We start from the raw sequence: 26,156 nt of genomic DNA, 5'->3' as shown, positions 1-26,156 counted from the left end.
GGGCCGTCCCGCCGGGCAGCGAACAGGACTCGCCGTGCCATCGGCGAACTACCGTTCCCTGCTGCGCACCCCGGGTGCCGCAGCCTTCTTCCTCCCGGCGTCACTGGGCCGCGTCGGCGTGGCGATGACCAGCCTCAGCATCGTCTGGCTCGTGCACAGCCACACCGGTACCTTCTCCGCCGCCGGCCTGGTCACCGGCGCGTTCGCCGTGTCCGAGGCGCTCGGCGCCCCTCAACTGGCCCGACTGGTCGACCGGTTCGGGCAGACCCGCATCCTGCCACCCACTCTTCTCGCCCACGCCGTCGCCGTGGCGCTCCTCCTCTCCCTGGTCGCCGCAGATGCCGACGACACCTTCCTGATCGTCGGGGGAGGGCTGGTCGGTGGCAGTGTTCCCCAACTCGGCGCGATGTCCGCCGCACGCTGGGCGGCGCTTCTGCGCCCGGACCGTGCCGCCGAACTGCCCACCGCCTTCGCCCTGGAGTCGATCAGCAACGCGGGCGCCTTCCTGGTGGGTCCCGCACTGGTCAGCGCCCTCGCCGCGGCCGGACATGCCGTCGCGGGCCTGGTGCTGGCCGCGTCTCTGTCGGTGTTCGGCGGCCTGTTCCTCGCCACCCGGCGCGACACGGCACCCGCCACCTCGACCGGAGACGCCGAACACGCCAGGGGGAGAGGGCAGTTGCTGTGCGCACCAGTTCTGCTCCTGATGGGGCTCAACCTTGCCATCGGGATCTTCTTCGGAGCCATGCAGGTGTCGGTGACCGGGCTCGCGGTGGAGTGCGGCGCGCCGGGCGCCGCCGGCCCGATCTTCGCGGCGTCCAGCTTCAGCGGTCTGCTGGCCGGATGGCTCTACGGCCTGCGCCGATGGAGGGCGGCACCGCCTGTACAACTGGTCGCGGCAACAAGCGTGTTGAGCCTCGGCACCATGCTGTTGTTCACGGTCGGCTCACCCTTCGGGCTCGCCCTGGTCGTGATCCTGACCGGAGCCGCGATCCCGCCTCTGCTCGTGCTCTTCCCCGTGTTCACGGAGGCCACGGTCGACCACACCGTCCTGACCCAGGCATTCGCGTGGCTCGGCGCCGCCGGCGCGGCGGGTTCGGCTGCCGCGGCCGCGCTGTCCGGCTGGGCGATCGACACGTTCGGACCTCAGGGCGGATTCGCGGTCACCGCCACGGCCGCCGCCGCCATGACCGTTCAGAGTGCGGCGGGCCTCCGTGTGCTGCGCACATCCCGCGGGCGGTGGGGGCGTCGAGGTGCGGAGACGCACTGAACCCACCTGCAGGAACCGCGCCCGGCGCGTGGAACGCGCATACCTTCGCCTCGTCCCTAAACTCCCGAAAAGGGTAAGTAAGCAACCTTCCAAGGGCGGTGCGTATGAGCGGTGCGAGCCTTGACGCGGTACGGGACACGGCGGCTCGGGCCTGGATCTTCGGCCATCCGATGCTGGAGAACTACCGAACGCTGTACACGCAGGCCGTCGACTCCAACGATCACCGATACGTGGGGGGCTTCGGCACGTTCCGGCACTATCCGAGGCCCTCACGGCCGGAGAACACCGACATCGTGACACCGAACAACGACACACCGTACTCGTGGTGCTGGCTCGACCTTCGGGCCGAGCCCTGGGTGGTCTCGGTACCTGCCATGGACCGGTACTACGTCCTCCCCTTCCATGATCTCGACACCACGTACGTCGGCTTCGTCGGCGCCCGCACCACCGGCCAGGGTGCCGGCGACTACGTGATCGCCGGCCCCGGATGGACGGGACCACTCCCTGACGGCGCGGCCGGTGTACTCCGCGCCGACTCCCAGCTCGTCGGCTGCCTCGGGCGTACCACGCTCACGGGCGCCACGGAGAAGGACATCGAGGAACTGCGGGCCGTTCAGGAGCAGTACGGGCTGCAGCCACTCAGCGCCTACACCGGTGAGGCCGCGCCGGCGCCGGCGGACGAGCCCGACTGGCCGGTCTGGCGGGAGGAGTCCGGCACGAGCATCGAGTTCTTCACGGTGCTGGACTTCCTGCTCGGGTTCTTCCCCGCCCTCTCCGAACAGGAGGGACTCCGGCAGGAACTGGCGGCTCTCGGCGTGAACGGCGCCGGCACGTTCGAGCCCTCCCGCCTCGAGCCCGACGTCCGGGCCGCCATGGAACAGGGGATCGCCGACGGGCGTGCGCGATTGGAGGAGGCCAAGGCCCGCGCGACCACATCGGCCGGATGCTTCGGTACCCGAGCGGAGCTGGGGGACGACTACCTCGCCCGCGGTGTCGGCGCGGACAAGGGTCTGTACGGTCTCCCGCCGGCGGAAGCCTGGTACGGCGGCTGGGCCGTCGACAGCGAGGGCAACCGCCCGCCCGACTCCGCCGAACGTGACTACACGATTCACTTCGGCGCCGATCGGCTGCCTCAAGCGCAGTTCTTCTGGTCGGCCACCCTGTATCGACTGCCCGAGCGACTTCTGGTCGACAACCCCCTCGACCGCTACTCCATCGGCGACCGCACCGAGGGGCTCGTCCACGACCGCGACGGCGGCCTCACCCTGTACGTCCAGCACGCCAGGCCCCAGGACCCGCGCCGGGCGGCGAACTGGTTGCCCGCTCCCGACGGCCCCTTCTCCGTGGTCATCCGCATCTACGGACCGGACCCGTCGGTACTCGACGGCACCTGGCAGCTTCCCGCCCTCACCGCGGGGCGGCGCTGACCATGGGGGACGCCATCGGACAGATGCTGCCCTCAGCGGTCGGCATCGCGATCAGCCCGCTGCCCCTCGTGGCCGTCATCCTGATGCTCGCCACCCCGCAAGGCCGCACCAACGGCATCGCCTTCACCGTGGGCTGGACGCTGAGTCTGGCCGGTGCGACGGCCGCCCTGGTCGTCCTCGGATCGAACGGCGACGCCACCACCGGCAGCGGGTCGCCCGCCACTTGGACGAGCTGGCTCAAGCTGGCCCTGGGCCTCGTGTTCATCCTGCTCGCGGCCAAGCAGTTCACCGGCCGGCCGCGTGAGGGTCGTGAGGCACGACAGCCCGGCTGGATGAAGGCCATCGATCATTTCACCCCGGGCCGAGCGGCCGGCCTCGCCGCCGCCCTCGCGGTGGTCAATCCCAAGAACCTCGTCCTGCTCCTCGGCGGCGCCCTCGCCATCGCGGCGAGCACGGCAGGCACGGGAGGCAAGGCCGTCGCGGGCGTCGTCATGGTCCTGATCGCTTCGCTCTGCACCACCGTGCCGCTGGCCGTCTACCTCCTCGGCGGCGACCGCTCCGCCCAGACGCTCAACGGCTGGAAGGGATGGATGTCGGCCCACAACGCCGCCATCATGACCACGGTGCTGGGCATCCTGGGGGCCAAGTACATCGGAGACGCCATCAGCGCGCTCAGCACGTGACCGGCCGCCGGCGGCTCGACGTGCGGCGAGGTCTGCTCGCCCCGTTCAGCGACTGATCGAGACGGCGAAGGGGGCGAACCCGCTGGAGCGGATCACGTGAGGTACGAACAGCACGGCGGCCTCGGTCGCCTGCGCGGTCTCGATCCCGCCGAGGTCCGTGATCCAGTCCTGGTGCCAGCCGAGGTCTTCGAGAAGCCCGCGGACGACCTGCTTGGCTCCCGCGTCCTCGCCCGAGAGGAAGACCGTGGGCGACTGGGCGAGGGCGGTGGGCGCGGTCATCACCGTGAACAGCATGGTGTTGAGCGTCTTGACCACGTGCGTGCCGGGGAGGGCGTCCTGGAGGTGCCGGCCGAGGCTTGAGCCGGGGTAGAGCAGGCCCGCGGGCAGCCCGTCCGGGCCGTCGACGGTGGCGTTCGAGACGTCCACGAGGATCTTGCCGTCGAGCTCCTCCCGCAGAGCGAGGAGCCGTTCCAACGAACTCGCGCCCGGCGTCGCGTTGACGACGATCTGGGCTCCGAGCGCAGCCTCGGCGGCAGCGCCGGGCGAGCTGTCCGCGACGGTCACGTCGTGCCCGGCCCCCGTGAGGGCTGCGGACAGGGTGCCGCCGACGCGGCCGTTTCCGAGTACAGCGATCTTGGTCATGGCGATCTGGTCCTTCCGGTGTTGCTGGATGTCAGGGGTGGTCAGCGGGAGAGCGTGGCGACGGCGGCGGTGTGCACCCCGGGTGCGGCGGCCAGCAGGCTCTCGCTCGCCGGCGTCCAGGGGCGGCCCTCGGCGTCGGAGATCCGCCCGCCGGCCTCGGTCACGAGGAGCGCGCCGGGAAGCAGGTCCGCGCGGGCTCCGGCGAACTGCCAGAACGCGTCGATCCGGCCTGCGGCGACGTTCAGCAGGTGCAGGGTCGCGGGCACCGACGTGCGCACCACGAGTGCGTCGCCGAGCATCGCGGTGATCGAGGAACCGATGCGCCGGGTGACCGCCTGGTCCTCGTCCGGCCTGGCCTGGCTCGTGGCCACCAGGCTCAGTCCGAGATCCGTGGTCTCGGAGACGCGCAGCGGACGGCCGTCGAGGTGGGCGCCACCGCCCGCGAGCGCGGTGTATGTCTCGCCGGTCAGCGGAAGGTGGACCGCGGTGAGTACCGGCTGGTTGTCGCGCACGAGCGTGGCGGTGACGCCCCAGTCCGGCAGACCGTGCAGGTGGTTGACATTGCCCTCGGCGGGATCGACGACCCACCACTCACCGGAAGGAAGAGCCCCGCCCGCGAGCTCCTCCTCCACCCAGCCGGCCTGAGGGCGCAGGCTCTCGAGGCGCGGGCGCAGGACGTCGAGGGCCGCGTCGTCGTTGGCGGCGAGCGCGCTCATCAGTTCCTCGCGTGTCCGGTAGCGGACCACATCGCCGAAGCGCTCGCGCAGCACCGAGCCCGCCGCGCCTACGGCAATCGCGGTCTCGGCCAGCAGGTCGGCATCGGACGCGGCCTCGGCGACTGCGGCATTCCCTGTGCTCTGAATCGAGTCGGACATGGCGGTACTCCCATCTCAGCAGGGGCGGTGAATGCGGGGGAGTTCGTCGATCTCTCCTGCCCACATCTCGAAGGTACGAGCAGGCAGCCATAACCTCAAGTGCATGTAAAACACGGATAGAATGACTCCCATGCAACTGGATTTGAATCTGCTGGCCGCCCTCGACGCCCTCCTCGACGAAGGGAGCGTGGCCGGTGCCGCCGATCGCCTGCACGTGACCGCACCCGCGATGAGCCGAAGCCTCGGCCGTATCCGCAGGACGACGGGGGATCAGATCCTGGTGCGCACCGGACGCACCATGACCCCGACTCCGTACGCGATCGCGGTCCGGGAACAGGTGCATGAGCTGCTCCAGCAGGTCCACGGCGTGCTGGCGCCGAGTCGGGCACTCGACCTCGCGACACTGGACCGAACGTTCACCCTTCGCTGGCACGACTCCCTCGTCGCCCACGGCGGCCCCGGTCTCCTCGCGGCGGTGCGGAGGCAGGCGCCCGGTGTGCGGCTGCGCTTCCTCGCCGAATCGAGCGTCGACACACCTGAGTTGCGTCGCGGGGAAGTCGACCTCGAAGCCAACGCGAATCGTCCGGCCCAGTCCGAGATCCACGGCGAACTGCTGGCGGAGACCGGGCATGTCATCGTCGTACGGCAAGGGCATCCCCTCACCCGCGTGAAGACGGTCAGTCCCGCGCGATACGCCGAGGCCGAGCACATCTCCATCTCCAGGAGGGGAAGGTTCGACAACGCGCTCGACGGAGCACTGGCCCAACTCGGCCTCACGCGACGGGTGGTGGCGACCGCGCCCACCGAGGCGACCGGGCTGGAGTTCGTGCGCGAGTCCGACCTTCTCGTCACGGCTCCCGAAACGACGACCCGCTCGGCCGCCGCGCACCTGGGTCTGGTTCTCCTCCCGCTGCCGCTCGAACTGCCGTCGGCTCCCGTGTACTTGTCCTGGCACCAGCGCTACGACACCGACCCCGCACACGCGTGGCTGCGCGACCTGGCGCGGACGGCTCTGACCGGGGACGTGAGCGATCGGGGCGAGGCGGCGACGTGACGGCTGTTCGCAGGGAGTGAGGCGGCCTGTCGGAGCCGCGGCGGCCGGGCGGGGACGGGCGGTCGGCTCCGGACCCTTGCGGCCCCCTGGAGTGGCTGGTCAGGGACCTGGCGGGGCGAAATGCAGGTGCGTACGCCGAGGGCCGGCGGTTTTCCGGCCCACTCCTGGCGCGTGAAGAGCAACGCGGGGGTTCGACTCCCCCTACACAGTGCAGCTCAGCATGGCGTACAGGTAACGGTGCACATCGCACAGCACATCACCACGTGCAGATCCGAGGCGGTGAGGGCGGGTTCGGGGCTTTCCACATCGCCGTACTGCTGATCTCCCGGTTGGACGGTCCGCCGATGAAGGCCGATGAGTTCGCCGCTTTCGAGCGGTCTACCCGACGACACGACCGTTCACGACAGGAGTGACATGTCCACCATCCAGCCAGTGATCGTGACGGCAGACCAGGACGCCCTGCTCGGCTTCTACACGAAGTTGTTCGGCGCCGAGGAGAGCTTCCGGGTGCCGGCGGAGGGCCCGGCCTTCTACGTGGGCCTGCGCATCGGCGACTCCGACCTCGGTCTCGTGGCCAGGGAGGACGCTGCGACCGGCGCGGCGTCCCGGATCCTCCTCAGCGTCGATGTCGACGACGTGGACGAGACGCTCGCCCGGGTGGCGGCGTTGGGCGGCTCGGTCAGCGGCGGTCCCAACGACATGCCATGGGGGCAGCGCGTCGCCCACATCAAGGACCCCGACGGCAACCCGGTGAACCTCACCCAGCCGATCCCGGCGCGCTGACGAGGTTCCGGCCGGTGCGGCACTCGTCCGCATCCGCCGGAACGGCCCAGCCTGCCCGCCTGGTCGCGGGTCAGAACTGGGCGAGCCGGTCCACCAACAGCTCCACCCTCCGCTCGGCGTCCCCCCGTGGCAGTCGTCCCGCCCGGGTCAGGGTCGCCAGCCCGTGCAGGGCCGCCCAGAACACCTCGGTGAACAGCCCTGGGTGGACGCCGTCCCCGGCGACCTCGCCCAATGTCTCCATCAGAGCGGCGAAGGCGTCCTTCAGAGGTTCCGGGGTGTCCTCGTTCGCGAACGTGAGGCCGCCGTCGAGCTGGAACAGGGCGTCGTACACCGCCGTGTTCCGCTCGGCGAAGTCGAGGTAGGCGTGAGCGAGAGCGGTGACCCGGGCGCGCGGGCCGGCCGCGGCGGAGGTCGCGGTCCGTAGCTCCGCGGCCATTTCGGCCGCACCCTCGATGGCCACCGCGCCGATGATCTCGCGCTTCCCGCGGAAATGGCTGTAGAGAACCGGCTGGCTGTACTCGATGCGCTCAGCGAGGAGGCGGGTGGTGACCGCGTCCCAGCCTCGCTGCTCGGCGAGTTCGCGGGCCGTCGCCACGATGAGGCGCTCGCGCTCGGCCCGTTCGCGCTGCTTGCGTTCCTGTACCGACATGACCCGATCCTAGCATCGCTAGACAATCGAGCGGCAGTAGGTCTAGCGTTGCACTGTCATCTAGCGCCGCTAGATTCTGGAGGGGTCATCATGCTCAACGCACTTGAGGTCGTCACCACCGTGATCGTCGGACTGATGGTGGGGGTGGAGTTCTCCGTCGCCTTCGTCATGAACCCGATCTTCAACGCGCTCCCCGAGGACAGCACCCAACTCGCCCACGCCCACGGAGGCCGGATGCTCGGTGCCGTGATGCCGGTCTGGTACATCGGCTCCCTCGTCCTCGTCTCGGTCTGGGCCGTCGCCGGACGACACCACGACGGCACAGGCCCTGTTGTCACCGCCGGCGCGCTCCTGCTCCTCAGCGTGATCATGTCGATCCTGCTGCTCGTCCCGATCAACAACCGGAACAAGACGTGGACCCCCGAGAACCGGCCCGCCGACTGGAAGCAGCAGGTGAACCAGTGGAACCGCTACCACTACGTCCGCGTGGCCGTCATCGTCGCCGCCTTCGCCCTGCTGGTCGTCGCCCTCGTGTGAGCCCGGCCATCGAGACCGCGCTGGAGCCGCGAACGCCCCTCACGACCTGTGGCGTTGGCGGGCCACACCGAGCGCCGTGCTGGGGGAGGCAACGAGATGGCGGATTCGCGCCCATCGATCTTCGATCGTTGCTTCGGTACGGACAGCAGGAAACTGGCATGCTGCCCGCATGGTGATCAGGGAAGCGAAAGCAACGGACTGGCCTGCGATCTGGGCCTTCTTCCAGCCCATCGTCACGGCGGGGGAGACCTTCACCTACCCCGTCGACCTGGGGAAGGAGGAAGGGAGCGAGTGGTGGCTGCTGCCCGCACCGGCCCGGACCGTCGTCGCCGTCGACGATGCGGGCAAGGTCGTAGGAACCGCCAAGATGAACCGCAATCACCTGGGCAACGCCTCGCACATCGCCAGTGCCAGCTTCATGGTCGATCCCGCCTTCGAGGGCGGGGGAGTGGGCCGCGCGCTGTGCGCACACACGATGGAGTGGGCCCGAGCGGCCGGCTTCCGGGGCATGCAGTTCAACGCGGTCGTGGAGACGAACGAGCGGGCCGTGGGGCTGTACCGGTCACTGGGGTTCGAGGTGCTCGGCACCCTGCCGGAAGGCTTTCACCACCCCCGGCACGGCTACGTAGGCCTTCACATCATGTATTGCGCACTGTGAGGACCCAGGGACCTACGGACAGGTCGAAGCCCGTCGTGGTGGAGGTCGTGACATCGACTCCACCACGACGGCCCGGGGGAACACGGTCGGACGGCGCCCTCGACGTGCACCGCCCCCGGGAGCCGAGCACAGGTCGGATGCCCGAATCCCGGCGAGCATGTGAGGACCGCTGCTCCTCGATGTCGAAGGGGCAAGGCCTCGCCGGTGCCCCGTGCCCCGTGCTCAGAGCAGCGCCCCGTACCGGTCCCGCCACGGCGCCGCCGCCTCCAGTTGTGCGCTGAGCGCGACGAGGGTCGCCTCACCGGCGGGGCGGCCCACGAGTTGCACTCCGACGGGGAGTCCGTGCTCGGCGGTCCAATAGAGCGGCAGGCTGACCGCGGGCTGACCCGTCATGTTGTACGGACTGGTGAACGCGCTGAACGGGCTCTGGCGACGCAGATTCACCAGCGGGTCGCCCGACTCGTCGAAGTGCTCGACGGGTTGGGGCAGCGTCGCCAGGGTCGGGGTGACGACGACGTCGTACGCCTGCGTCGCCTCGACCGCACGTCGCGCCGCGCGCTGCATCCCGTCGACCGCGACGGCGAACTGCTCGCCCGTCACCTGCCGTCCGTACTCCCGCCAGGCCCGTGTCACCGGTCGGAGCAACTCCTCCTGTTCCGGGTCCACCGTCCGGCCCAGCGACTGCACGCCCCAGGCCGTCACGAAGTGGTCGCCGATCTCCGGACCGAAGGGGGTCGGGATGTCCTCCACCTCGTGACCGAGGCTCTCCAGGAGGCGTGACACGTGTTCCCAGGCGGCCACGCACTCGGGGTCCACGGCGATCCCGTTCGCCGCAGGGGTCGCGTACCGGCCGATCCGGAGTCTGCCCGGATCACGCTCGGCGTGCTGGAGGAACGTCTCGCCGGGCGGCAGCGGCGGCGCCCAGTGCGGATCGCCGGGCTCGGGTCCCGCGAGGACGTCGAGCAGCGCCGCCGCGTCGCGCACGGAGCGGGCCAACGGCCCCTGCACGGCCAGCCCGGTGACCTCGGCTCCGGCCGGCCCCGAACTCACGCGTCCCCGCGCGGGCTTGAGGCCGAAGAGCCCGCACAGACTGGCCGGGATCCGGATCGAGCCACCGCCGTCGCTGGCGTGCGCGACGGGCACGAGGCCGAGCGCCACGGCGACGGCCGCACCGCCGCTGGACCCGCCGGCCGACAGCGACGGGTCCCACGGATTGCGGGCCGGGCCGGCCAGATCGTTGTCCGTGTAGCAACAGCAGCCGAACTCCGGGGTGTTGGTCTTGCCCAGGCTGACGGTGCCGGCCTCCCGCATCCGCCGCACACTGTGCGCGTCGACCTCCGGCACGTGCCCCGCGAACACCTTCGAGCCGTACGTCGTCACCACCCCGGCCGTCTCCACCAGGTCCTTCACCGCGGTGGGTACGCCGGTCAGGGCGCCCGGCGCCGCACGGCGCGGCGTCTTCTCCAGCGCGGCCGCCCTGTCCAGGGCTGCCTCGGGCGTACGGGTGAGGAACGCCCCGTAGTGCCCGTCGAACTCCTCGGCGCGGGCGAGGTGGTGGCGCACCAGCTCGACGGGGGAGATCCCGCCGGTGCGGACGGCGGCGGCCTGCTCCAGGGCGGTGAGCGCGTGCGGTGCGGTGGGGATGCTCACGCGGGCGCACCCTCCTGCGAGTCCGCCTGGCGCATCCCGGCGACCTGGCGGGCCACCGCCTCCTCGTGCTCGCGCAGGTCGCGCCGGGCGTCACGGGGTCGCCAGCGGCCGGACATCAGGAAGACGAACGGTACGAACAACACCTGTCCGGCCAGCGACACCCACCACCAGATCTGCCACTTGCCCGGGTTGTCGGCGCTCGCCTTCTGCACCTCGGCCCCGTGCTCCCGGAGAACCTTGAGCTGGGGCGCGGCCTTCTGCACGGTGGCCAGGTCCTGCGCGCCGACTTCCTGCACGGCCTGCTTCAGCAGCGCCGGCGGCACCTTGCCCGGCGCGTAGCGGCCGAGTTCCGCGAACACCTTGGGGTGGGCCCGGGTGATGGCGAGCGCGTCGGTGGCCTGTACGGACGCCTGCTTGACCTCGGCGCCGTGCTCGACGATCGGGGTGACGGTGTTGACCACGAGCGGCAGGAAGGCGGCCGACAGCGCGACGGTGATGCGTACGATCCAGCCCCAGATCGCCAGGCCCGTCGCGGTGGCCGCGGGGTTGTGCCGCTCGACGGTCTCGGTGAAGCTCGCCATCCATGGCGAGTAGGCGAAGCCACTCGTGACGCCGATGCCGGCCACGATGAACGCGAACGTGTAATAGCCGGTGTCCGGCTCGGTGGCGCGCAGCGTGAACGCGAGGGTGAATCCGATCGTGCCCAACGCGCCGCCGAGCATGAACGGTTTGCGCACGTGCAGTCGGTCCGAGAGCAGACCTGCCACCACCAGGGAGACGGCGTTCGCGCCCCAGTACCAGTTGAGCAGGGCGTTCGCGCGCTGAGTCGTGTAACCGAAGGTCGTGGCGAAGTAGACGACGAAGTTGCCGACCGCCGCGTAGTACAGCAGCAGGAAGAGCGCGACGGCGACGGCCGAGCCGATGACGTCGAGCCGCAGCATCTGCCGCCACTGCCCCTTGAGGGCGGCCTCGGTGTCGATGCCCTGCGCGCGGGCCTCCACCAGGGCTCGGTCGCGCAGGCTCACCATGATCTGGTCGCGCAGCGCCGGTGCCAGCTCGCGGAGCCCGACGAATGCCACGACGAACAGCACCAGACCGCTGATCCCGGCGTAACGGATCTCGTCCTGCCAGGTGGCCGAGGTGCCGTACGTACGGGAGGTGACGGCGGTGACGACGAGGCTGCCGATGACCGGTCCCATGGTCCAGTACCCCATCGCGGACGCGCGCCCCAACTGCGGCGAGAAGTCACGGATGAGCGCGGGGGTGGCGACCAGGATCATGCCCTCGACCAGGGCGATCGCGCTGTAGATGAGCAGGTAGCTCAGCTTCCCCGGCGCGTTGGGCAGTGCGAAGGTGGTCAGCACGCCGACCACCAGCAGGCCGTAGACCACGATGTTCGCCCGGCCCCAGCGGTCGGCCAGTCCGGCCGCGAGGGAGGCGAAGGCGCCGACGGCGTTCGCTGCCACGGAGATGTAGACGAAGTACATGAACGTCATGTGGTACTGGGCGATGACGGCCGTGGAGACCGCGTACTGCACGTACAACTGGTAGTACAGGACGATCGTGACGAGTACGACGAGGGCCAAGTACCAGTAGCGGGCTCCGCGTTCGGGATAGTGCTGGAGCCGTCGTTCGGCGAGGCCCCGCAGTGGCGCCGACGCCCGCGTGGCTCGCGGCCCGTCGGTCGCCGGAGGAGAAATCGACACAGTGCCTCCCTGGAGGTCGCCATGGCACGCGGCAGTGCGTGCTCGACGCGGCGACGCTAGTACCGACCAGTCGGTACGGGGAAGGGGGTGGATCTGATTCTCTGGAGAAAAGAGCGGCGGATGGGGTGGGTCGGCCCCGTGTCGGGAAGCGCTCGAGCGACGTCTCGCCCCGGCCGGAGAGGCGGTCTTGGCTCTTTGGCGCTCGGAGTGCCGCTGTCCGAACGGGGCGGCGGCGTGGTGCTTCCCCGTTCCTCCGGAGCGCCAGTTCAGGCCGAGCCGGTCAGGCCGTCACTCGCTGCGGGGGACCGCCCACGACCGTGAGCAGGTCGACGACGAAGATCAGGGTCGAGCCGGGCGGGATCAAGGGAGAGGGTGACTGCTTGCCGTAGCCGAGACGCGGGGGAACGATGATCTCGCGGCGGCCGCCGACCTTCATTCCCCGCACGCCCCGGTCCCAGCCCTTGATGGCTCTGCCGCCGCCCACGGCGAACTTGAACGGCTGGTCCCGCTCCCAGGAGGAGTCGAACTCCCTGCCGGACGCGAACGCGACCCCTACGTAGTGAAGCTGGACCACCCTGCCGGGCTGTGCCTCGGGTCCGTCCCCGACCACCAAGTCCCGGATCGTCAGTTCGGCCGGCGGTTCGCCCTCCGGGACCTCGATGCGGGGCTTTGCCAGTTCGCTCATCACGGTCCCGTCGCTCGCCACCGGAATCCCTCGCGCGGGCCGGTCGGCCGCATGGACGTTCCACGCGGCAGACGATCACGCTACCGGGCCGTGCCGCTGCCCGGGACCCGACGTCCGCGCGTCGGCTGTGTCGGCCGGATCCGGGCGTCCTCCCGGCGTTGTCCGCCCCGCATATGGACACCCGCCCGCGGCTGTGTTGTCATGCCACGGGCATCATTTACATCGATAGAACTTGTCGGGGCACCCGCAGTGCCTTCCCCCCTTCCGTCGTGCGCGCAGCAGGTTGAGCCGATCCCGCCGGCGCCCCGGAAGGGGCGAAGGTGACAACGATGTCAGCAGTAGCTCGATGTCAGCAGGAACCCGTGACGGGCCGAGAGGCCCGCTCCAGGACGGAGTCTTCCGTGAGAACGAGACCAGCGTGGCGCGGGGCGCACTTCCTACGGCGACGGATGACGGGTGTCGCGCTCGCCGCGTGCCTGGCGGGGATGACCCTGGCCGGGCAGGCCGCCGCGGGACCGGCGGAGCATCCGGGCGAGCGCACCGTCCCGGCGGTGACCTCGGGCAACGCGCGCTTCCAGGTGCTGTCGCCGACCCTGATCCGTACCGAGTACGCGCAGAACGGCCAGTTCACCGACCAGGCGACGTACAACGCCATCGGCCGCGCCGACTTCACGCCGACCGCGTACACGTCGAGCACCGTCGACGGGTGGCTGACGGTGAGGACCAGCGCGGTGACCCTGCGCTATCAGGTGGGCTCCGGGCCGTTCAACGCCCGCAATCTCGCGGTGCGGTTGACGGCCGGGGCCGAGCCGGTGACCGCGGCGCCCTGGCGACAGATGACGTGCACCCTCGGCGCGCTGTGCGAGGCGGAGAGCCTGTCGTACGGAGGGCTGGGCCTCGCCTCGGACCACACCGGACACACCGGCGCCGGATTCCTGGCCGGCTTCCAGGGAACGGGCAGCTCACTGACGGCCGACGTCGACGTCACGACCGCCGGGGCCTACCAGTTCGACGTCCGGTACGCCAACTCGCTCGCGGGTGACGGGAAGAACGTCACGCGCACCCTCACCCTGACCGTGGACGGTGGCACGGCGAGGACGCTGAGCCTTCCGGTGACCGGCAGTTGGGACACCTGGAGCCTGGCGAACAGCGCCGTGCAGCTCGGCACGGGGCACCACACCGTCACGCTCACCAAGACCGCCGCCGACTCCGGAAACGTGAACGTCGACAGCGTCGCCCTGGTGACCCCGGGCGGCACCTTCCCACCGACCTCGACGACCGCGATCACGGACTGCGCCTTCGGCACGAGCTGCGAAGCAGAGGACGACCGGATCGCGGGCTCCGCGAAGGTGGCCGGCGACCACGCTTCGTACTCCGGCGACGGCTTCCTCGCCGAACTGAACCAGGGGTCGAGCGTGTCGGCCCACGTGGTCGGCGTTCCCTCCGACGGCACGTACGCCGTCCAGGTGCGCTACGCCAACGCGGCCGGCGGCGACGGCCTGAACCAGACGCGCACGGCCTCGGTGACCTCCGGCGGCACGACACAGACACTGTCGCTCCCGGTGACCGGCAGCTGGGACACCTGGCGCACCGCTTCGGTACCCGTGGCACTGAAGGCCGGCGCCGACGACATCACCATCGGCTGCCCGGCGGCGGCGAGCTGTCACATCAACCTCGACACCGTGTCCGTGACGGCATCCGGCGCGGCGGCCCCGCAGCCGCATCTCGCCCTGGGCGGTTACCGGCGCAGCCTGGACGGGCTGAACGGCGACAACGGCGACCCGACCACCACTCCCGGCCTGCTCCACAAGGACGGCTGGTATCTGCTGGACGACACCACGTCCGCGCTGTACGACACCGCCACCAAGAAGGTCACGCAGCGGCCGTCCCACAACGGCACGCCCTACCAGGACGGTTACGTCTTCGGCTACGGCCACGACTACAAGAAGGCCCTGTCCGACCTCGCCATCCTCACCGGCCCGCCGAAGCTGTTGCCCGAGTGGACGTACGGCACCTGGTACTCGGAGTACATCGACCGGACGGCCGCCGACTACGAGAACACGATCCTGCCCGCCTTCCGCTCCGAAGGCGTCCCGCTCGACGTGTTGGTGACCGACACCGACTTCAAGTCACCCAACACCTGGAGCGGTTGGGAGATGGACACGAAGAAGTTCCCCGACCCCAAGGGCTTCTTCGACTGGTCCGCATCGCAGGGACTGCACAACACGCTCAACACCCACCCGAGCATCCTGGCCTCCGACCCACAGTTCGCGCAGGCCCAGGCGACCGCCAAGGGCAAGCTGACGAAGGGGGGTTGCGCGTCCGGCGCGAGCGCCGGCGGCGACTGCTACACCTTCGACTTCGGTGACCCCGACCAGCTCAAGGCGTACATGGATCTGCACCGCAGCCTGGACGACCAGGGCAACGACTTCTGGTGGCTCGACTGGTGCTGCGACAACTCCCAGTCGTCGGTGCCGGGCGTCACACCGGACGCGTGGATCAACCAGCAGTACGCCGCCGACGCCGACCGGGCGATCGGCCGCGGGTTCGTCATCTCCCGTGCCTACGGATCGCTCCAGGCCGGCGGCTACAGCGGCCAGCAGGGCCTGCCGACCGGGCCGTGGGCGGACAAGCGCACCACCGTGCACTTCACCGGGGACACCTCGTCCACCTGGGGCACCCTGCGTTCCGAAGTGGGCTACACACCGGGCGAGTCGGCAGCCACCGGCATGTCGGCCGTCAGCCACGACATCGGCGGCCACAACGACACGACGGGGCTGACGGGTTCGGAGACCTACACCGACGGAGGCAGCACCCGCACCACGCACAAACTGCCCGACGACCTCTACGCCCGCTGGGTGCAACTCGGCACCTTCCAGCCGATCGACCGCCTGCACAGCAACCACAGCGACCGCCTTCCCTGGCAGTACGGCACCGAGGCCCGCCGGTCGGCCGACACCTTCCTCAACCTCCGCGAGAACCTCGTGCCGTACACGTACTCGCTCGCGCAGGAGGCCGCCACCACCGGGACCCCCGTGGTCCGCGCCACGTACCTGGAGTATCCGGACGAGCCACAGGCCTACGCCACCGCGGGCAGCGAGTACTTCTACGGCTCGGACATGCTCGTGGCACCCGTGACGACGCCCGGCACCACGGCCACCACGTCGGTGTGGTTCCCGCCCGGCTGGTGGACCGACTACTTCACCGGACAGACCTACACCGGAGGCACCACGCAGAACATCACCACCGGTCTCGACCGTATGCCGGTGTTCGTCAAGGCGGGCGCCACGATCCCGACCCGGACGGGCAACGTCACCAGCCATGACAAGGCGCCCCTGACCAAGGCCACGCTCACCGTGGCGACCGGCGCCGACGGCACCTCGTCCCTGTACGAGGACGACGGCACCACGACCGGTCCCGGGCACAGCGCCACCACGAAGATCCACTATCGCGAGAGCGGCGCCCGGCACACCGTCACCATCGGCCCTGCCACGGGTTCCTTCCGCGGTCAGGTCAAGAGCAGGCGGTGGACGGTGACGCTGCTCGGCGTGACCTCGCCCAAGAGCATCACCGTCGGGAGCAAAGGGCTGTCGTCCCAGGCATGGCACTACGACAGTGACGCCCACACGCTCACCCTCACGCTGCCGCCGCGCAGCGTGCACACACCGGTGACCATCGGATATCGCTGACAGGACGACGTTCGACGGGCCTGCGCGCGGATGCGCACAGGCCCGTCGAACGTCGTTGACCGCGGTCCGACCGGTTACCGGCCCCGCCGGAGGCGGGACATTGCGTCGCACGCTGCGGCCGCGAGCACCGTCAGAACCTCGGCGATGTCAGCGGGAGGTGCTCACTCACTTCTCCGGGTCCGCCGCGGAGCGGCCGCCAGCGGCCCGGGTGGTTCCATCCGTGCTGGACCGGTCGTCGTCGACCCCGTCCACGGAACCGGTGTGCCGGCCGCTCTCGGCAGCCGTTCCGGCCACGCCGACCGGCGCGGACGTGGACTGCGTCAACCCGTAGTGGGCGTACAGACCGCTCTCCTCGTCGGCGTCGAGGCGGGCGTCCGCGTCGACCCGGGGCGCGTGCTTGACGGTCTCCTTCGTCACAGGGACGTGCAGCTCGTCGCCGCTGACACGGGCGCCCGTGAGCGGCACGAGCGTCTCCTTGCTGCCGAACAGGCCGGTCTTCACGGTGACCCACTCGGGCCGGCCGTCCGCGTCGTCGCGGTACACCTTGCCGACGGTGCCGACCTTCTCGCCCTCCGGGTCGAGGACGGTGAGGTCACGCAGCTGGTCGGCAGTGGCGAATTCAGTCATGGTCGTACCTCTCGGGGAAGCGTTGTCCGGTGCCAAAAGCGTCATCTGCCCGTGGCGGTCCCGGCGGGGCTCGGAGGGTCCTTGAGCCGCGCCCCTCCGGCTCATGCGAGTCAGTCATCACGGATCACTTCGCAGCAGAAGCAGCGCAGGGAAACGCGCGCGATTTCACCCGGTCGGAACATCGCCCGGCCTTCGCGGCCACGCCCTCCCTCAGGACGTCGTCCAGCTCTGTTCTCGCAGCGGTGCAGTGAATTCCGCCCTGTCTGCGTGACCCCTGCGCCGCCTGGTAAACATCTGGCCCGTCCCCGGCCAGGAGAATCGTGCCGGCCGCCGTTCAGCGATCAGGACGCACACCGCCGTGGACCACGCCGGACGGGACGGCAACGCCCCGACGGTCGCTCCGACGGCTTCGATCCACCGCGACGGGACGGACGTGAACCCCCTTGCACGGGGTAGTCGGGCGTCACGATGCGGGGCGGGCCGACGCGCTGCTTGAGGGAGAGTCAGCGAATGGAATTCGACGAGAACGCCAGCCTGGACACGTCCGAGGTGCAGGACAACCGTGGTGGAGCACTGGGCGGGATCCCGGGTGGCGGCAAGACCGTGGGCGGTGGAGTGGTCGGGCTCCTGGTCGTGATCGCGTCGGTGATCTTCGGGGTGGATCCGGGCCTGCTCGGCTCGGACGGCACCACCGCGCCGGACACCGGCTCGGGATCGGGCGCGTCCGCGGCGGACCTGGCGGCCGACTGCCGAACCGGGGCCGACGCCAACAGCAAGGAAGAATGCCGCATCGTCGCCGTGGTCGACAGCGTCCAGGCGTACTGGAAGCAGACGGAGACGGCCGCGGGCAAGTCCTACGAGCAGGCGCCGACGTACCTGTTCACCGGCAGCGTGAACACCGGGTGTGGGAACGCCACCTCCGATGTCGGCCCCTTCTACTGCTCCGCCGACGACAAGGTCTACCTCGATCTCGGTTTCTTCGACGACCTGAGCAGCAAGTTCGGCGCCAAGGGCGGCCCTTTCGCCGAGGCCTACGTCATCGCCCACGAATACGGGCACCACATACAGGACCTGAGCGGCACGATCTCCCGGGGCAGCGGGCAGGGCCGGAACAGCGGCTCGGTGAAGCTGGAACTCCAGGCGGACTGCTACGCCGGAGTGTGGGCCCACCACGCCACCACCACACCCGACCCGAAGAGCGGGAAGCCGCTGATCACCAAGCTGACCCAGGACGACATCAACCGCGGTCTCGACGCGGCCGCCGCCGTCGGCGACGACCGCATCCAGGAGCGGTACCAGGGCAAAGTCACCCCCGACACCTGGACGCACGGCTCCGCGAAGCAGCGTCAGCAGTGGTTCTCCACCGGCTACACCTCGGGCAGCGTCGCCCGGTGCGACACCTTCCGCTGAGGACGGTGCCGAGCCGAGCCGCACCGAGGGCTGAGCAACGAGGCGGCCGCACGCCCAGGCCGTGCGAAGTGTCTACGGCGTGGGGGACTGGTGCGGTGAGCGGAGTACGAGCAAGGTGATCTCGCTGGGGGCGAAGACGCGGAACGGCGGACCCCAGAAACCGGTGCCGCGGCTGGTGTAGAGCTGGGTGCGGGTGCCGTGCCGGCTGAGGCCGGCGAGGGCCGGCTGGTCGATCCGGACGAGGTGGTGGAAGGGCCAGATCTGGCCGCCGTGGGTGTGGCCGGAGAGCTGGAGGTCGACGCCGCCGGCCGCGGCCCGGTCGATGAACTTCGGCTGGTGGGCCAGAAGCAGGACGGGCAGGTCGGGGTCGGCGCCGTCCAGGGCTCCGGCGAGGTGGGCGCGATGGCCGGCCAGGCCCGAGGACTCGGCGGTGACGTCGTCCACACCGGCGACCACGAGGGTGTCGCCACCACGTTCGAGCAGCAGATGACGGTTGCGCAGGGGCTCCCAGCCCAACTCGTCCATCAGATCGACCCAGCCCTGGGCCTCGCTGTAGTACTCGTGGTTCCCCGTCACGTAGACCCGGGCCCGGGTGGCCCGCACGGTGCCGAGCGGCGCGGCCTGGGCGCGGCGGCGTTCGGCCGTGCCGTCGGCGATGTCGCCGGTGTGGCAGACCAGATCGGCGTCCAGGGTGTTGACCTTCTCGCAGACCCGCGCCGACCAGCGGGCGCGGTCGAGCGGGCCGTAGTGGGTGTCGGTGATCAGGGCGACCCGGGTGCCGTCCAATCCGGCGCCCAGGCGGGGGAGTTGTACGTCGAGCCGGCGCACGCGCGGTACGCGGCGCGCCTCGGCGTATCCCCAGACGAGCAGCACGGCTGCCACGCCCAGGACCGCCCAGGTGACGATCCGTGCCCGGTCCTGGCCGTCGCCCACGCCGGCCACGGTCAGGGCGAGGCGCAGCACGATGCCGACCAGGACGGACCAGGTGAACAGAATCCAGCTGCCCCCGAGAAGGGTGTCTCCGACGATCGCCGCCCAGTCCTGCTGGCGGCGGCCGTGGCCGCGCGCCATCGCTAGCGGCATGGCGACCAACCCGAGGACGAACAGGGCGGTGCCGCCCAGCGCCACGGGGAGCGGCCAGTGCTGGCCGGTGTACAGCAGCACCACGCAGGGCACGGTCCACAGCAGAACGGGGGCGATCAAGGGGATGTAACGCATCAGACGGCCCAGTCGGCTCTGCTGGGTGGCATGAGCTGCATCGTCCGCGGATCGGGCTTTGTCGGTGTCGGTCACGCTTCCCCTCCTCATGGAGCCAGACTGGCAACCCGCGCACTTTATCCGGTCGTCCGTAAGGGCGCCGTGCCGGTCATGGCTCGCGATCCGACCTTCGGGCCGCGAAGACGATGTCTCCGGTTCGATCAGCGCGTTCACGCTGCCGAGGCCGCGTTCGGGAACGCCTCCCCGCCGGGGCGGTCCTCTTAATGCAAGATGCGGGCTGACTCATGCCGCGGACGGCCGGTCGGCTGCACATCCGCACGGCGGCGACCACGACCGTCCTCCCCCTCCACCGGGGAGCCGGGGCCGGTAGTGGCCGCGGACAGCGATGAGTGTGGCCGCGGATCGCGGTCTCGGCAGGGTGACCGAACGACGATGGGAGCGGACATGGGCAAGCTGAATCAGGTGGCCGACGGCGTCTGGGTCCGGCAGAGCGAATGGGTCTGGAGCAATTCCATCGTGGTGCGGGTGGACGACGGGCTGGTGCTGATCGATCCCGGCATCCATGGCACGGAGTTGAGCCAACTCGCCGATGACGTGGAGCAGCTCGGCCTTCCCGTGCTCGCCGGATTCGCCACCCATCCGCACTGGGACCACCTGCTCTGGCATCCCCGGTTCGGTGACGTCCCGCGCTACGCCACGCCGGCCGCCGCCGAGGTCGCCCGTCAAGCCCGCGAGCGGGCACGGACGATGGCGGCGGAGAGCGCGTCCGGCATTCCTCTGGACCTGGTCGCCCAGGTGACCCCGCTGCCCGCGGACGGCGGACCGGTGCCGGGGGAGATCATCGACCACCGGGCGCACGCCGTCGGCCACGCCGCGATCCTCCTCGCGGACCGTGGCGTCCTGCTCGCCGGCGACATGCTCTCCGACGTCCTGATCCCGCTCTTCGACGTGCGCCAGGACGGTCAACCGGCCGCCTACGAGGCCGCGCTCGACCGCTTCGGTGAGGCTATCGGGCACGTCGATGTCGTGGTTCCCGGTCACGGCGCCGTGGCCCAAGGACCCGAGGTGGCGGCGCGCCTCGCGGCCGACCGCGCCTACGTCGACGCGCTCCGGCGCGGAGAGGAACCGGTCGACGCGCGTCTGGGGCCGCACGCGGAGTGGCTCCAGGGCCCGCACCGGTCGAACGTGGAGCGGGCAGCCCAGGGGCGATAGGGCCGCCGTCGAGGGCGGCCGGCCGGATCACACCGCGAGCGAGCCCACCGGGTGGGTGAACAGCTCCCGTCGCCCGAGCCGGTCGGCCGGGTGGGCAGGCCCCCTTGCGAGAGACGGTCGCGTCCCGGCGATGCTCGGCCGGTCCGAGGGGCGACAGGCCCGTGCGTCAGCGGTGGCGGCCGGCGTCGGTCGAGCCGCCCCGCGGGCGCCGTGAACCGCGCGAGTCGGCCGTGCTGGCCCGCGTCGGAACGACTCGGCGACCCGAAGTCCTCCGACATACGAACGCGCGTGACCGAATACCGCTCTTGACGGTGAGTCAGTCCCACCTTCACCATCCAGGCACCCCATTCACCGTGGAATCCAGGGACCCCACGCACCCCACGTGGGAGTCCGCCGGATTTCCTGGAATTCGGAGCCCCCCACATGAAGCTCTCCATTCCTGGGCGTGCCTCGGCGACCGCTGTCGTCACGGTCGCCGCGCTGCTCACCGGCGGTTCCATAGCCGGGGCGGCCCCCGCCCCCACGGCTGCGGCCGCCGCGCCCGACCTCCCCGTGGCCAACGTCAAGGCCCACCTCACCCAGTTGCAGTCCATCGCCACCGCCAACGGCGGCAACCGCGCGCACGGCCGCACCGGCTACAAGGCGTCCCTGGACTACGTGAAGGCCAAGCTGGACGCGGCCGGATTCACCACGACCGTCCAGCAGTTCACCTCCGGCGGCCGCACCGGCTACAACCTGATCGCCGACTGGCCCGGTGGCGACACCGGCCGGGTCGTCATGGCCGGTTCCCACCTGGACAGTGTGACCGCGGGTCCCGGCATCAACGACAACGGCTCCGGTTCGGCGGCCGTGCTGGAAACGGCGCTCGCCGTGGCCCGGTCCGGCTACCAGCCCACCAAGCACCTACGGTTCGCCTGGTGGGGCGCCGAGGAGTTGGGCATGGTGGGCTCGCGGTACTACGTCAACAGCCTCACCACCGCGAACCGTGCGAAGATCAGCGGCTATCTGAACTTCGACATGATCGGCTCGCCGAACCCGGGGTACTTCGTCTACGACGACGACCCGGCCATCGAGAAGACGTTCAAGACGTACTTCACCGGCATCGGCGTCTCCACCGAGATCGAGACCGAGGGTGACGGACGTTCCGACCACGCCCCGTTCAAGAGTGCGGGCATCCCCGTCGGCGGCCTCTTCAGCGGTGCCGACTACATCAAGACGTCCGCACAGGCCGCCAAGTGGGGTGGCACCGCGGGCAAGGCCTTCGACGCCTGCTACCACTCCTCGTGCGACACCTCCTCGAACATCAACGACACGGCGCTGAACCGGAACGCGGACGCGCTGGCGTACGCGGTGTGGGAGCTGTCGGCGTAGACGGCTTCCCGCAGCAGGTGGCCCGTGCGATGGGCCGTCGTACCTGCGCGTTGTTCCGTGAGGGCGGGTCAGGGGTTGGCGTTCCCCTGACCCGCCCTCCCCGTCCTCGCGCGTATCCCCCTGGACCGCCTTGTATCGATTGTTTGACACAAGATTCCGCCTAGGGCATCTTGTGCTTACCGCTTGATACAAGATGTCTGAGGGGACCTCTCCATGCTCGGCACCGCCCCGCTCCAGAGCCGTTTCCTCGATCACGCCGATCACTACGCCCGCTGGTCCGGCCTGGCCATCGGCGTCATCGCGGCACAGGCGCTGTCCACGCTGGGGCAGGTCGAGTTCGAGCAGCGCGTCGTGTTCTGCATCACCGCCTTCGGCCTGTGCGCGGTGGCGGGAGTCCTCCTCGCCGACGCGCTGACCCTGGTCCCGCAGGACGCGGTGCGCACCGCGAGCCTCGCGCCACGCCTGGTCAGAAAACATGTACCGCCGCGGATGGGCCCCTTGATCGTCCTTCAGGGCGTCTCGCTCACCGTGCTGCTGGTGATCACGGCCATCACGGCGTCCATCGACTCAGGCCGCACCTTCAGTGCCGGGAAGGTCGTCGCCGTCACCTGCAACGGGATGCGGGCACTCCTCGGCCCGTGGCCCGGCCTGTACTACAGCCTCCCGATGTTCGGCGCACTCGCCATAGCCACTCCCACGTGCATGTGGGCCCTGCGCCGCATCGCCGACGGACCGGGCGGGAAGCAACAGCGCTGCGACCGCGCGTGGGCGGTGACCGGGGCCTGGGGCCTCCTGGTCTCGAGCCAGCAGCTGTACGCCGTCGTGATGGTCTCCATTTCGCTGACGGAGACCGGCTGCGCCGGCGCGATGGGACTGCTCACCTTCTGGGTGTTCTACCCGCTGGCCCTCGTGAACCTGTTCACCGTCGCGTGGTCCCTGGTCACCGTGGTGGCCCCGCGAGCCGTCGGGGACAACGTGGCAGGCGGGTTCCCCGACGATGAATGAGCCCGCCGTCCGCGTCGACACCACCAGCCAGGTACCGCCGTACGCCCAGATCCGCGCGCAGCTCGGTGCCCTGATCCTCACCGGACAACTCGCCGAGGGGGACCGGCTTCCCACCGTGCGCCAGCTGGCCACGGACCTCGGCCTCGCGCCGGGCACCGTGGCCCGGGCCTACCGCGAACTTGAAGCCGCCGACCTGATCCGCACCCGCCGTGGGGCGGGCTCCCGGGTCGCGGCACCCCCGGCCGGCCCGACGCCCCCGCACGCCTCTCAACTGGCCACCCTCGCCCGCGATTTCACCTCGTCCGCCCGCGCCCTGGGCGCCGACACCGAAGCGATCCTGGCCGCGGTCCGTGGCGCTCTGGGCCCGGACCTCTAGGAGTTGTCCGCTGCGGGCTCGACGGCCGGGCCGGCGCGGTGGTGACGAGGTGAGGAGGTGAGGAGCGTGGCTGTCGCGCGGTGCCCGGCAGTGGGTGAGCCCGTCGACAGGTGACCGGCCGCGTCTCGTGTCCTCCCCGCCGGGATGTTCCCCCGCCAGGGTGTCGACCCTGCGCGTTCCCACCGCTCAGCGGGCCAGTCTGGCCGCGAGTCCGTCGAGCACGCAGTCGAGGCCGAACGCGAACTCCACGTCGGGGTCGAGTTCCTCGGCTTCGATGATGCGGCGGGCGAGCATCGGGTGCTCACCGGCCGCGAGGACCTCGGTGATGTAGGGGCCGACGCTGCGCTGCCACTCCTCCTCGCTGAGCCCGGTGCGCTGCTCCGCGTGCCGAACGGCCTGCTGGGCGGCGACCGAACCCAGCACGTACGCGCGCACGGTACCGAGCGCCTGCGAGGCCAGGGTGATGTCCGACGTCAGGGCGACGGCGGCGCGCAACGTGGACTCGGACCGCCGCAACGAGTTGGGGCCGAGCGCGGGCCGTCCCGTCAGTTCACCGGCCAGCCAAGGGTGCCGCAGCAGCGTCGTACGCAAGGCGCGCGCGACCGTCCCCAGGTCCGCACGCCACTCCCCGGTGGGCTCGGGAAGCGGATCCTCGCCCTGAACGGCGTCGATCATCAGGTCCACCAGCTCGTCGCGGTTGGTGATGTACCGGTAGAGCGTGGCGGTTCCGGAGCCGAGATCCCCCGCGACCCGTCGCATCGACACCGCCGCCAGTCCCTCGGCGTCCGCGACGGCCAGCGCGGCGGCCACGTACTGGTCCACGCCGGGCGCGCGCCGACGTGGCTCGGGGCGCGGGCGGGTCCACACCGAGGAGGGGACGGGCTCGGTCATCAGGGCGGTTCCTTTCCTCGTTGACCCGCATCCTACCTTCTGGCTACGGTGTAGCCATGACGGAAACGGCGTATCCAGACGTGCCAGTGCCAGTGCCAGTGCCAGTGCTCGTGGTCGGAGGCGGCAGCGTCGGCCTGCTCACCGCGGCACTCCTCACCCACCACGGAGTCCCCGTGGTGCTCGTCGAACGCAGGTCCGGGCCGTCGGTGCACCCACGCGCCACCGGCATCGGAGCGCGCACCGTCGAGATCCTCCGCGAGATCGGTCTCGACGCCGCCGTCGACGCCGCCGCGGTCGATCTCCGAGGCGCCGTGGGCAAGGCCGTCGCGCCGACCGTCGTCGCGATGGGTGAGGGCGACGTCGTGACGGTGCCCATGCCGACCCCCTCCGCAGACGGACTGGACGCGACGCCGTTCAGACTGCGCGGCGTCTGCGCGCAGGACCGGCTCGACGCCGTCGTGGCGGCCGACCTGGCACGCCGTGGGGCCGACCTGCGCTGGTCGACCCGCCTGACAGGCATCAGGCAGGACGCCGACGGAGTCGATGTCGAGCTGGAGGGACCTGACGGGCGTTACTCGCTGCGGTGCACGCACGCGGTCGCCGCCGACGGCACGCACAGCACCGTACGGACGGCGCTCGGGGTGGGCGTCTCCGGGCCCGGCGACCTCGGCAAGTCGATGATCAACATCCTGTTCCGGGCCGACCTCCGACCGCATCTGCGGGGGATGTCCTTCGCCACCTGCACCATCACCACACCGGAGGCGCCCGGCCTGCTGGCCACCGTGGACGGCGCGACGAACTGGGTCTTCCACGTCGCCTGCGACACCGACGGCGGCGAACGCCCCGAGGACTTCACGCACGAGCGATGCGCGACGATCATCCGCTCGGCGGTCGGCGACCCGGACCTCGACGTCGAAGTGCGCAGTGTGCTCCCTTGGCGGCCCCGGAGCGCGGCAGCCGAACGCTTCACCGTCGGCCGCGTGTTCCTGGTCGGCGACGCCGCGCACACCGTGTCGCCTCTGGGCGCGTTCGGGCTCAACACCGGCGTCGCCGACGCGCACAACCTGGCGTGGAAGCTGGCCGCCGTCCACCACGGCGAGGCGGGTGCCGGGCTGCTCGACACCTACGCGCACGAACGGGAACCGGTCGCGGCGGCGACGCTGGACCAGGCGCTGCGCAGGGTCGCCGACCCGAAACTGCACTGGGGACGCGGACCGGAGGCCGACGCGGCGAGGGCGGCGGCAGGGGTGTGGGCGGCGCCGGTCGTGCACCTCGGCCAGCGGTACGACTCGGCCGCCATCGTCGATCCCCGACCGGAACTCCCGTCCACCGTCGACCTGGTGCTGGACGGCACACCGGGCTCACGCGTGCCGCACGCCTGGATCGACGGGACGTCCACGCTCGACCTGGTGGCGTCCCGGTGGACCCTGCTGGCCGGAGTCGCCGGCGAGCGCTGGCTCACCGCCGCGGCGGACGTCGGACTTCCCGCGCACCGCGTCGCGGTCCCGTGGCTCCCCGACGACGGCGCCGTGCTCGTCCGTCCGGACGGGATCGTCGCGCTGCGCACCACGACAACGGTGACGGATCGAACCCGCTTCCTCGGCGAGATCCTGGACCAGCTGCTGGCCAGACCGGTCCCGGTGCCGGGCGGCTGAACCGGCCGCGCGGGGCCGCGAGTTCGAGGCCGGCTTCGGCAGGCCCACGGGCCGGCTGAAGCCGCGATCCCCAGCGTTCCGGCCAA

Annotated in this window: 23 protein-coding genes; 14 read left to right on the top strand and 9 right to left on the bottom strand. The window is 70.7% G+C overall.

Annotation, left to right across the window (positions count from 1 at the left end):
• Nucleotides 1-34: 34 nt before the first annotated feature.
• The 3 genes from OG406_RS01285 to OG406_RS01275 all read left to right on the top strand — a co-directional run bounded on the left by OG406_RS01285 (nucleotide 35) and on the right by OG406_RS01275 (nucleotide 3,377).
• Complete coding sequence (locus OG406_RS01285; RefSeq protein ID WP_329183352.1) at nucleotides 35-1,267, top strand: MFS transporter; 1,233 nt, start codon at nucleotides 35-37, stop codon at nucleotides 1,265-1,267.
• 104 nt (nucleotides 1,268-1,371) lie between these two features.
• Complete coding sequence (locus tag OG406_RS01280; protein ID WP_329183350.1) at nucleotides 1,372-2,694, top strand: DUF1254 domain-containing protein; 1,323 nt, start codon at nucleotides 1,372-1,374, stop codon at nucleotides 2,692-2,694.
• Between the two features lie 2 nt (nucleotides 2,695-2,696).
• A complete protein-coding gene (locus OG406_RS01275) occupies nucleotides 2,697-3,377 on the top strand; it encodes a GAP family protein (RefSeq protein WP_267049873.1) in 681 nt (226 codons plus the stop codon).
• A 45-nt stretch (nucleotides 3,378-3,422) separates the two neighbouring features.
• On the opposite strand, the gene OG406_RS01270 is transcribed toward OG406_RS01275, so the two are convergent.
• Both OG406_RS01270 and OG406_RS01265 read right to left on the bottom strand, forming a co-directional pair.
• Nucleotides 3,423-4,019, bottom strand: coding sequence for an NADPH-dependent F420 reductase (locus OG406_RS01270; protein WP_329183348.1), 597 nt, complete (start codon nucleotides 4,017-4,019; stop codon nucleotides 3,423-3,425).
• Nucleotides 4,020-4,060: 41 nt separating this feature from the next.
• Complete coding sequence (locus OG406_RS01265) at nucleotides 4,061-4,894, bottom strand: inositol monophosphatase family protein (RefSeq protein ID WP_164375961.1); 834 nt, start codon at nucleotides 4,892-4,894, stop codon at nucleotides 4,061-4,063.
• 130 nt (nucleotides 4,895-5,024) lie between these two features.
• On the opposite strand from OG406_RS01265, the gene OG406_RS01260 reads away from it, so the two are divergent.
• Both OG406_RS01260 and OG406_RS01255 read left to right on the top strand, forming a co-directional pair.
• Nucleotides 5,025-5,948 (top strand): LysR family transcriptional regulator, encoded by a 924-nt coding sequence (locus OG406_RS01260; protein WP_329183346.1) that lies wholly within the window; start codon nucleotides 5,025-5,027, stop codon nucleotides 5,946-5,948.
• Nucleotides 5,949-6,362: 414 nt separating this feature from the next.
• Complete coding sequence (locus OG406_RS01255) at nucleotides 6,363-6,731, top strand: VOC family protein (protein ID WP_267049876.1); 369 nt, start codon at nucleotides 6,363-6,365, stop codon at nucleotides 6,729-6,731.
• Between the two features lie 70 nt (nucleotides 6,732-6,801).
• Here the strand turns inward: OG406_RS01255 and OG406_RS01250 are convergent, their stop codons facing one another.
• Nucleotides 6,802-7,380 carry a TetR/AcrR family transcriptional regulator gene (locus OG406_RS01250; RefSeq protein WP_266619493.1) on the bottom strand — a complete coding sequence of 193 codons (579 nt, stop codon included), beginning with the start codon at nucleotides 7,378-7,380 and terminating at the stop codon, nucleotides 6,802-6,804.
• A gap of 90 nt (nucleotides 7,381-7,470) precedes the next feature.
• Between OG406_RS01250 and OG406_RS01245 the strand changes: the two genes are divergently transcribed.
• On the top strand, nucleotides 7,471-7,917 hold the full coding sequence (locus OG406_RS01245; RefSeq protein WP_329183343.1) for a DUF1772 domain-containing protein: 447 nt from the start codon (nucleotides 7,471-7,473) through the stop codon (nucleotides 7,915-7,917).
• Nucleotides 7,918-8,086: 169 nt separating this feature from the next.
• Nucleotides 8,087-8,575: a GNAT family N-acetyltransferase gene (locus OG406_RS01240; protein ID WP_266850021.1), complete on the top strand. Its 489-nt coding sequence runs from the start codon at nucleotides 8,087-8,089 to the stop codon at nucleotides 8,573-8,575.
• A 222-nt stretch (nucleotides 8,576-8,797) separates the two neighbouring features.
• Here the strand turns inward: OG406_RS01240 and OG406_RS01235 are convergent, their stop codons facing one another.
• From OG406_RS01235 to OG406_RS01225, 3 genes are all read right to left on the bottom strand, one after another.
• Nucleotides 8,798-10,225 carry an amidase gene (locus OG406_RS01235; protein ID WP_329183341.1) on the bottom strand — a complete coding sequence of 476 codons (1,428 nt, stop codon included), beginning with the start codon at nucleotides 10,223-10,225 and terminating at the stop codon, nucleotides 8,798-8,800.
• Complete coding sequence (locus tag OG406_RS01230) at nucleotides 10,222-11,931, bottom strand: MFS transporter (RefSeq protein ID WP_329183340.1); 1,710 nt, start codon at nucleotides 11,929-11,931, stop codon at nucleotides 10,222-10,224. Before OG406_RS01230 ends, OG406_RS01235 begins: the two co-directional genes overlap by 4 nt.
• 280 nt (nucleotides 11,932-12,211) lie before the next feature.
• Complete coding sequence (locus OG406_RS01225) at nucleotides 12,212-12,616, bottom strand: FKBP-type peptidyl-prolyl cis-trans isomerase (protein WP_329183338.1); 405 nt, start codon at nucleotides 12,614-12,616, stop codon at nucleotides 12,212-12,214.
• Between the two features lie 485 nt (nucleotides 12,617-13,101).
• Here OG406_RS01225 and OG406_RS01220 point away from each other — a divergent pair, with 485 nt between their 5' ends.
• Nucleotides 13,102-16,305 (top strand): TIM-barrel domain-containing protein, encoded by a 3,204-nt coding sequence (locus tag OG406_RS01220; RefSeq protein ID WP_329190602.1) that lies wholly within the window; start codon nucleotides 13,102-13,104, stop codon nucleotides 16,303-16,305.
• 165 nt (nucleotides 16,306-16,470) lie between these two features.
• On the opposite strand, the gene OG406_RS01215 is transcribed toward OG406_RS01220, so the two are convergent.
• The gene (locus tag OG406_RS01215) at nucleotides 16,471-16,932 is read right to left on the bottom strand and encodes a PRC-barrel domain-containing protein (RefSeq protein WP_443067037.1); all 462 of its coding nucleotides are present in this window, start codon (nucleotides 16,930-16,932) and stop codon (nucleotides 16,471-16,473) included.
• 510 nt (nucleotides 16,933-17,442) lie between these two features.
• On the opposite strand from OG406_RS01215, the gene ypfJ reads away from it, so the two are divergent.
• A complete protein-coding gene (gene ypfJ, locus OG406_RS01210) occupies nucleotides 17,443-18,342 on the top strand; it encodes a KPN_02809 family neutral zinc metallopeptidase (RefSeq protein WP_164375971.1) in 900 nt (299 codons plus the stop codon).
• 72 nt (nucleotides 18,343-18,414) lie between these two features.
• Here the strand turns inward: ypfJ and OG406_RS01205 are convergent, their stop codons facing one another.
• The gene (locus OG406_RS01205; protein WP_327407611.1) at nucleotides 18,415-19,635 is read right to left on the bottom strand and encodes a metallophosphoesterase; all 1,221 of its coding nucleotides are present in this window, start codon (nucleotides 19,633-19,635) and stop codon (nucleotides 18,415-18,417) included.
• A 369-nt stretch (nucleotides 19,636-20,004) separates the two neighbouring features.
• On the opposite strand from OG406_RS01205, the gene OG406_RS01200 reads away from it, so the two are divergent.
• The 4 genes from OG406_RS01200 to OG406_RS01185 all read left to right on the top strand — a co-directional run bounded on the left by OG406_RS01200 (nucleotide 20,005) and on the right by OG406_RS01185 (nucleotide 23,524).
• Entirely contained in the window at nucleotides 20,005-20,772 is a 768-nt protein-coding gene (locus tag OG406_RS01200) for an MBL fold metallo-hydrolase (RefSeq protein WP_267049881.1), read from the top strand.
• Between the two features lie 423 nt (nucleotides 20,773-21,195).
• On the top strand, nucleotides 21,196-22,143 hold the full coding sequence (locus OG406_RS01195) for a M28 family metallopeptidase (protein ID WP_267049882.1): 948 nt from the start codon (nucleotides 21,196-21,198) through the stop codon (nucleotides 22,141-22,143).
• Between the two features lie 213 nt (nucleotides 22,144-22,356).
• Nucleotides 22,357-23,148 carry a hypothetical protein gene (locus OG406_RS01190; protein ID WP_267049883.1) on the top strand — a complete coding sequence of 264 codons (792 nt, stop codon included), beginning with the start codon at nucleotides 22,357-22,359 and terminating at the stop codon, nucleotides 23,146-23,148.
• Nucleotides 23,141-23,524: a GntR family transcriptional regulator gene (locus OG406_RS01185; RefSeq protein ID WP_266850006.1), complete on the top strand. Its 384-nt coding sequence runs from the start codon at nucleotides 23,141-23,143 to the stop codon at nucleotides 23,522-23,524. The genes OG406_RS01190 and OG406_RS01185 overlap by 8 nt, the downstream gene beginning before the upstream one ends.
• Nucleotides 23,525-23,710: 186 nt before the next feature.
• On the opposite strand, the gene OG406_RS01180 is transcribed toward OG406_RS01185, so the two are convergent.
• On the bottom strand, nucleotides 23,711-24,415 hold the full coding sequence (locus OG406_RS01180; protein ID WP_266619518.1) for a TetR/AcrR family transcriptional regulator C-terminal domain-containing protein: 705 nt from the start codon (nucleotides 24,413-24,415) through the stop codon (nucleotides 23,711-23,713).
• A gap of 92 nt (nucleotides 24,416-24,507) precedes the next feature.
• Here OG406_RS01180 and OG406_RS01175 point away from each other — a divergent pair, with 92 nt between their 5' ends.
• Nucleotides 24,508-26,070 carry an FAD-dependent monooxygenase gene (locus tag OG406_RS01175; RefSeq protein WP_267049884.1) on the top strand — a complete coding sequence of 521 codons (1,563 nt, stop codon included), beginning with the start codon at nucleotides 24,508-24,510 and terminating at the stop codon, nucleotides 26,068-26,070.
• Nucleotides 26,071-26,156: the final 86 nt, after the last annotated feature.

This window comes from Streptomyces sp. NBC_01428 (assembly GCF_036231965.1).
Classification (GTDB): Bacteria; Actinomycetota; Actinomycetes; order Streptomycetales; family Streptomycetaceae; genus Streptomyces.
Note: the sequence above shows the minus strand (reverse complement) of the source record. Positions and strands in the feature narration are given on the sequence as shown.

Coding starts and splice junctions, on each gene's coding strand:
- OG406_RS01185 (WP_266850006.1), top strand. CDS start 23,141: ATGAATGAGCCCGCCGTCCGCGTCGACACCACCAGCCAGGTACCGCCG.
- OG406_RS01240 (WP_266850021.1), top strand. CDS start 8,087: ATGGTGATCAGGGAAGCGAAAGCAACGGACTGGCCTGCGATCTGGGCC.
- OG406_RS01255 (WP_267049876.1), top strand. CDS start 6,363: ATGTCCACCATCCAGCCAGTGATCGTGACGGCAGACCAGGACGCCCTG.
- OG406_RS01200 (WP_267049881.1), top strand. CDS start 20,005: ATGGGCAAGCTGAATCAGGTGGCCGACGGCGTCTGGGTCCGGCAGAGC.
- OG406_RS01280 (WP_329183350.1), top strand. CDS start 1,372: ATGAGCGGTGCGAGCCTTGACGCGGTACGGGACACGGCGGCTCGGGCC.
- OG406_RS01190 (WP_267049883.1), top strand. CDS start 22,357: ATGCTCGGCACCGCCCCGCTCCAGAGCCGTTTCCTCGATCACGCCGAT.
- OG406_RS01275 (WP_267049873.1), top strand. CDS start 2,697: ATGGGGGACGCCATCGGACAGATGCTGCCCTCAGCGGTCGGCATCGCG.
- OG406_RS01220 (WP_329190602.1), top strand. CDS start 13,102: ATGACCCTGGCCGGGCAGGCCGCCGCGGGACCGGCGGAGCATCCGGGC.
- OG406_RS01180 (WP_266619518.1), bottom strand. CDS start 24,415: ATGACCGAGCCCGTCCCCTCCTCGGTGTGGACCCGCCCGCGCCCCGAG.
- OG406_RS01265 (WP_164375961.1), bottom strand. CDS start 4,894: ATGTCCGACTCGATTCAGAGCACAGGGAATGCCGCAGTCGCCGAGGCC.
- OG406_RS01245 (WP_329183343.1), top strand. CDS start 7,471: ATGCTCAACGCACTTGAGGTCGTCACCACCGTGATCGTCGGACTGATG.
- OG406_RS01270 (WP_329183348.1), bottom strand. CDS start 4,019: ATGACCAAGATCGCTGTACTCGGAAACGGCCGCGTCGGCGGCACCCTG.
- ypfJ (WP_164375971.1), top strand. CDS start 17,443: ATGGAATTCGACGAGAACGCCAGCCTGGACACGTCCGAGGTGCAGGAC.
- OG406_RS01195 (WP_267049882.1), top strand. CDS start 21,196: ATGAAGCTCTCCATTCCTGGGCGTGCCTCGGCGACCGCTGTCGTCACG.
- OG406_RS01225 (WP_329183338.1), bottom strand. CDS start 12,616: ATGAGCGAACTGGCAAAGCCCCGCATCGAGGTCCCGGAGGGCGAACCG.
- OG406_RS01215 (WP_443067037.1), bottom strand. CDS start 16,932: ATGACTGAATTCGCCACTGCCGACCAGCTGCGTGACCTCACCGTCCTC.
- OG406_RS01250 (WP_266619493.1), bottom strand. CDS start 7,380: ATGTCGGTACAGGAACGCAAGCAGCGCGAACGGGCCGAGCGCGAGCGC.
- OG406_RS01260 (WP_329183346.1), top strand. CDS start 5,025: ATGCAACTGGATTTGAATCTGCTGGCCGCCCTCGACGCCCTCCTCGAC.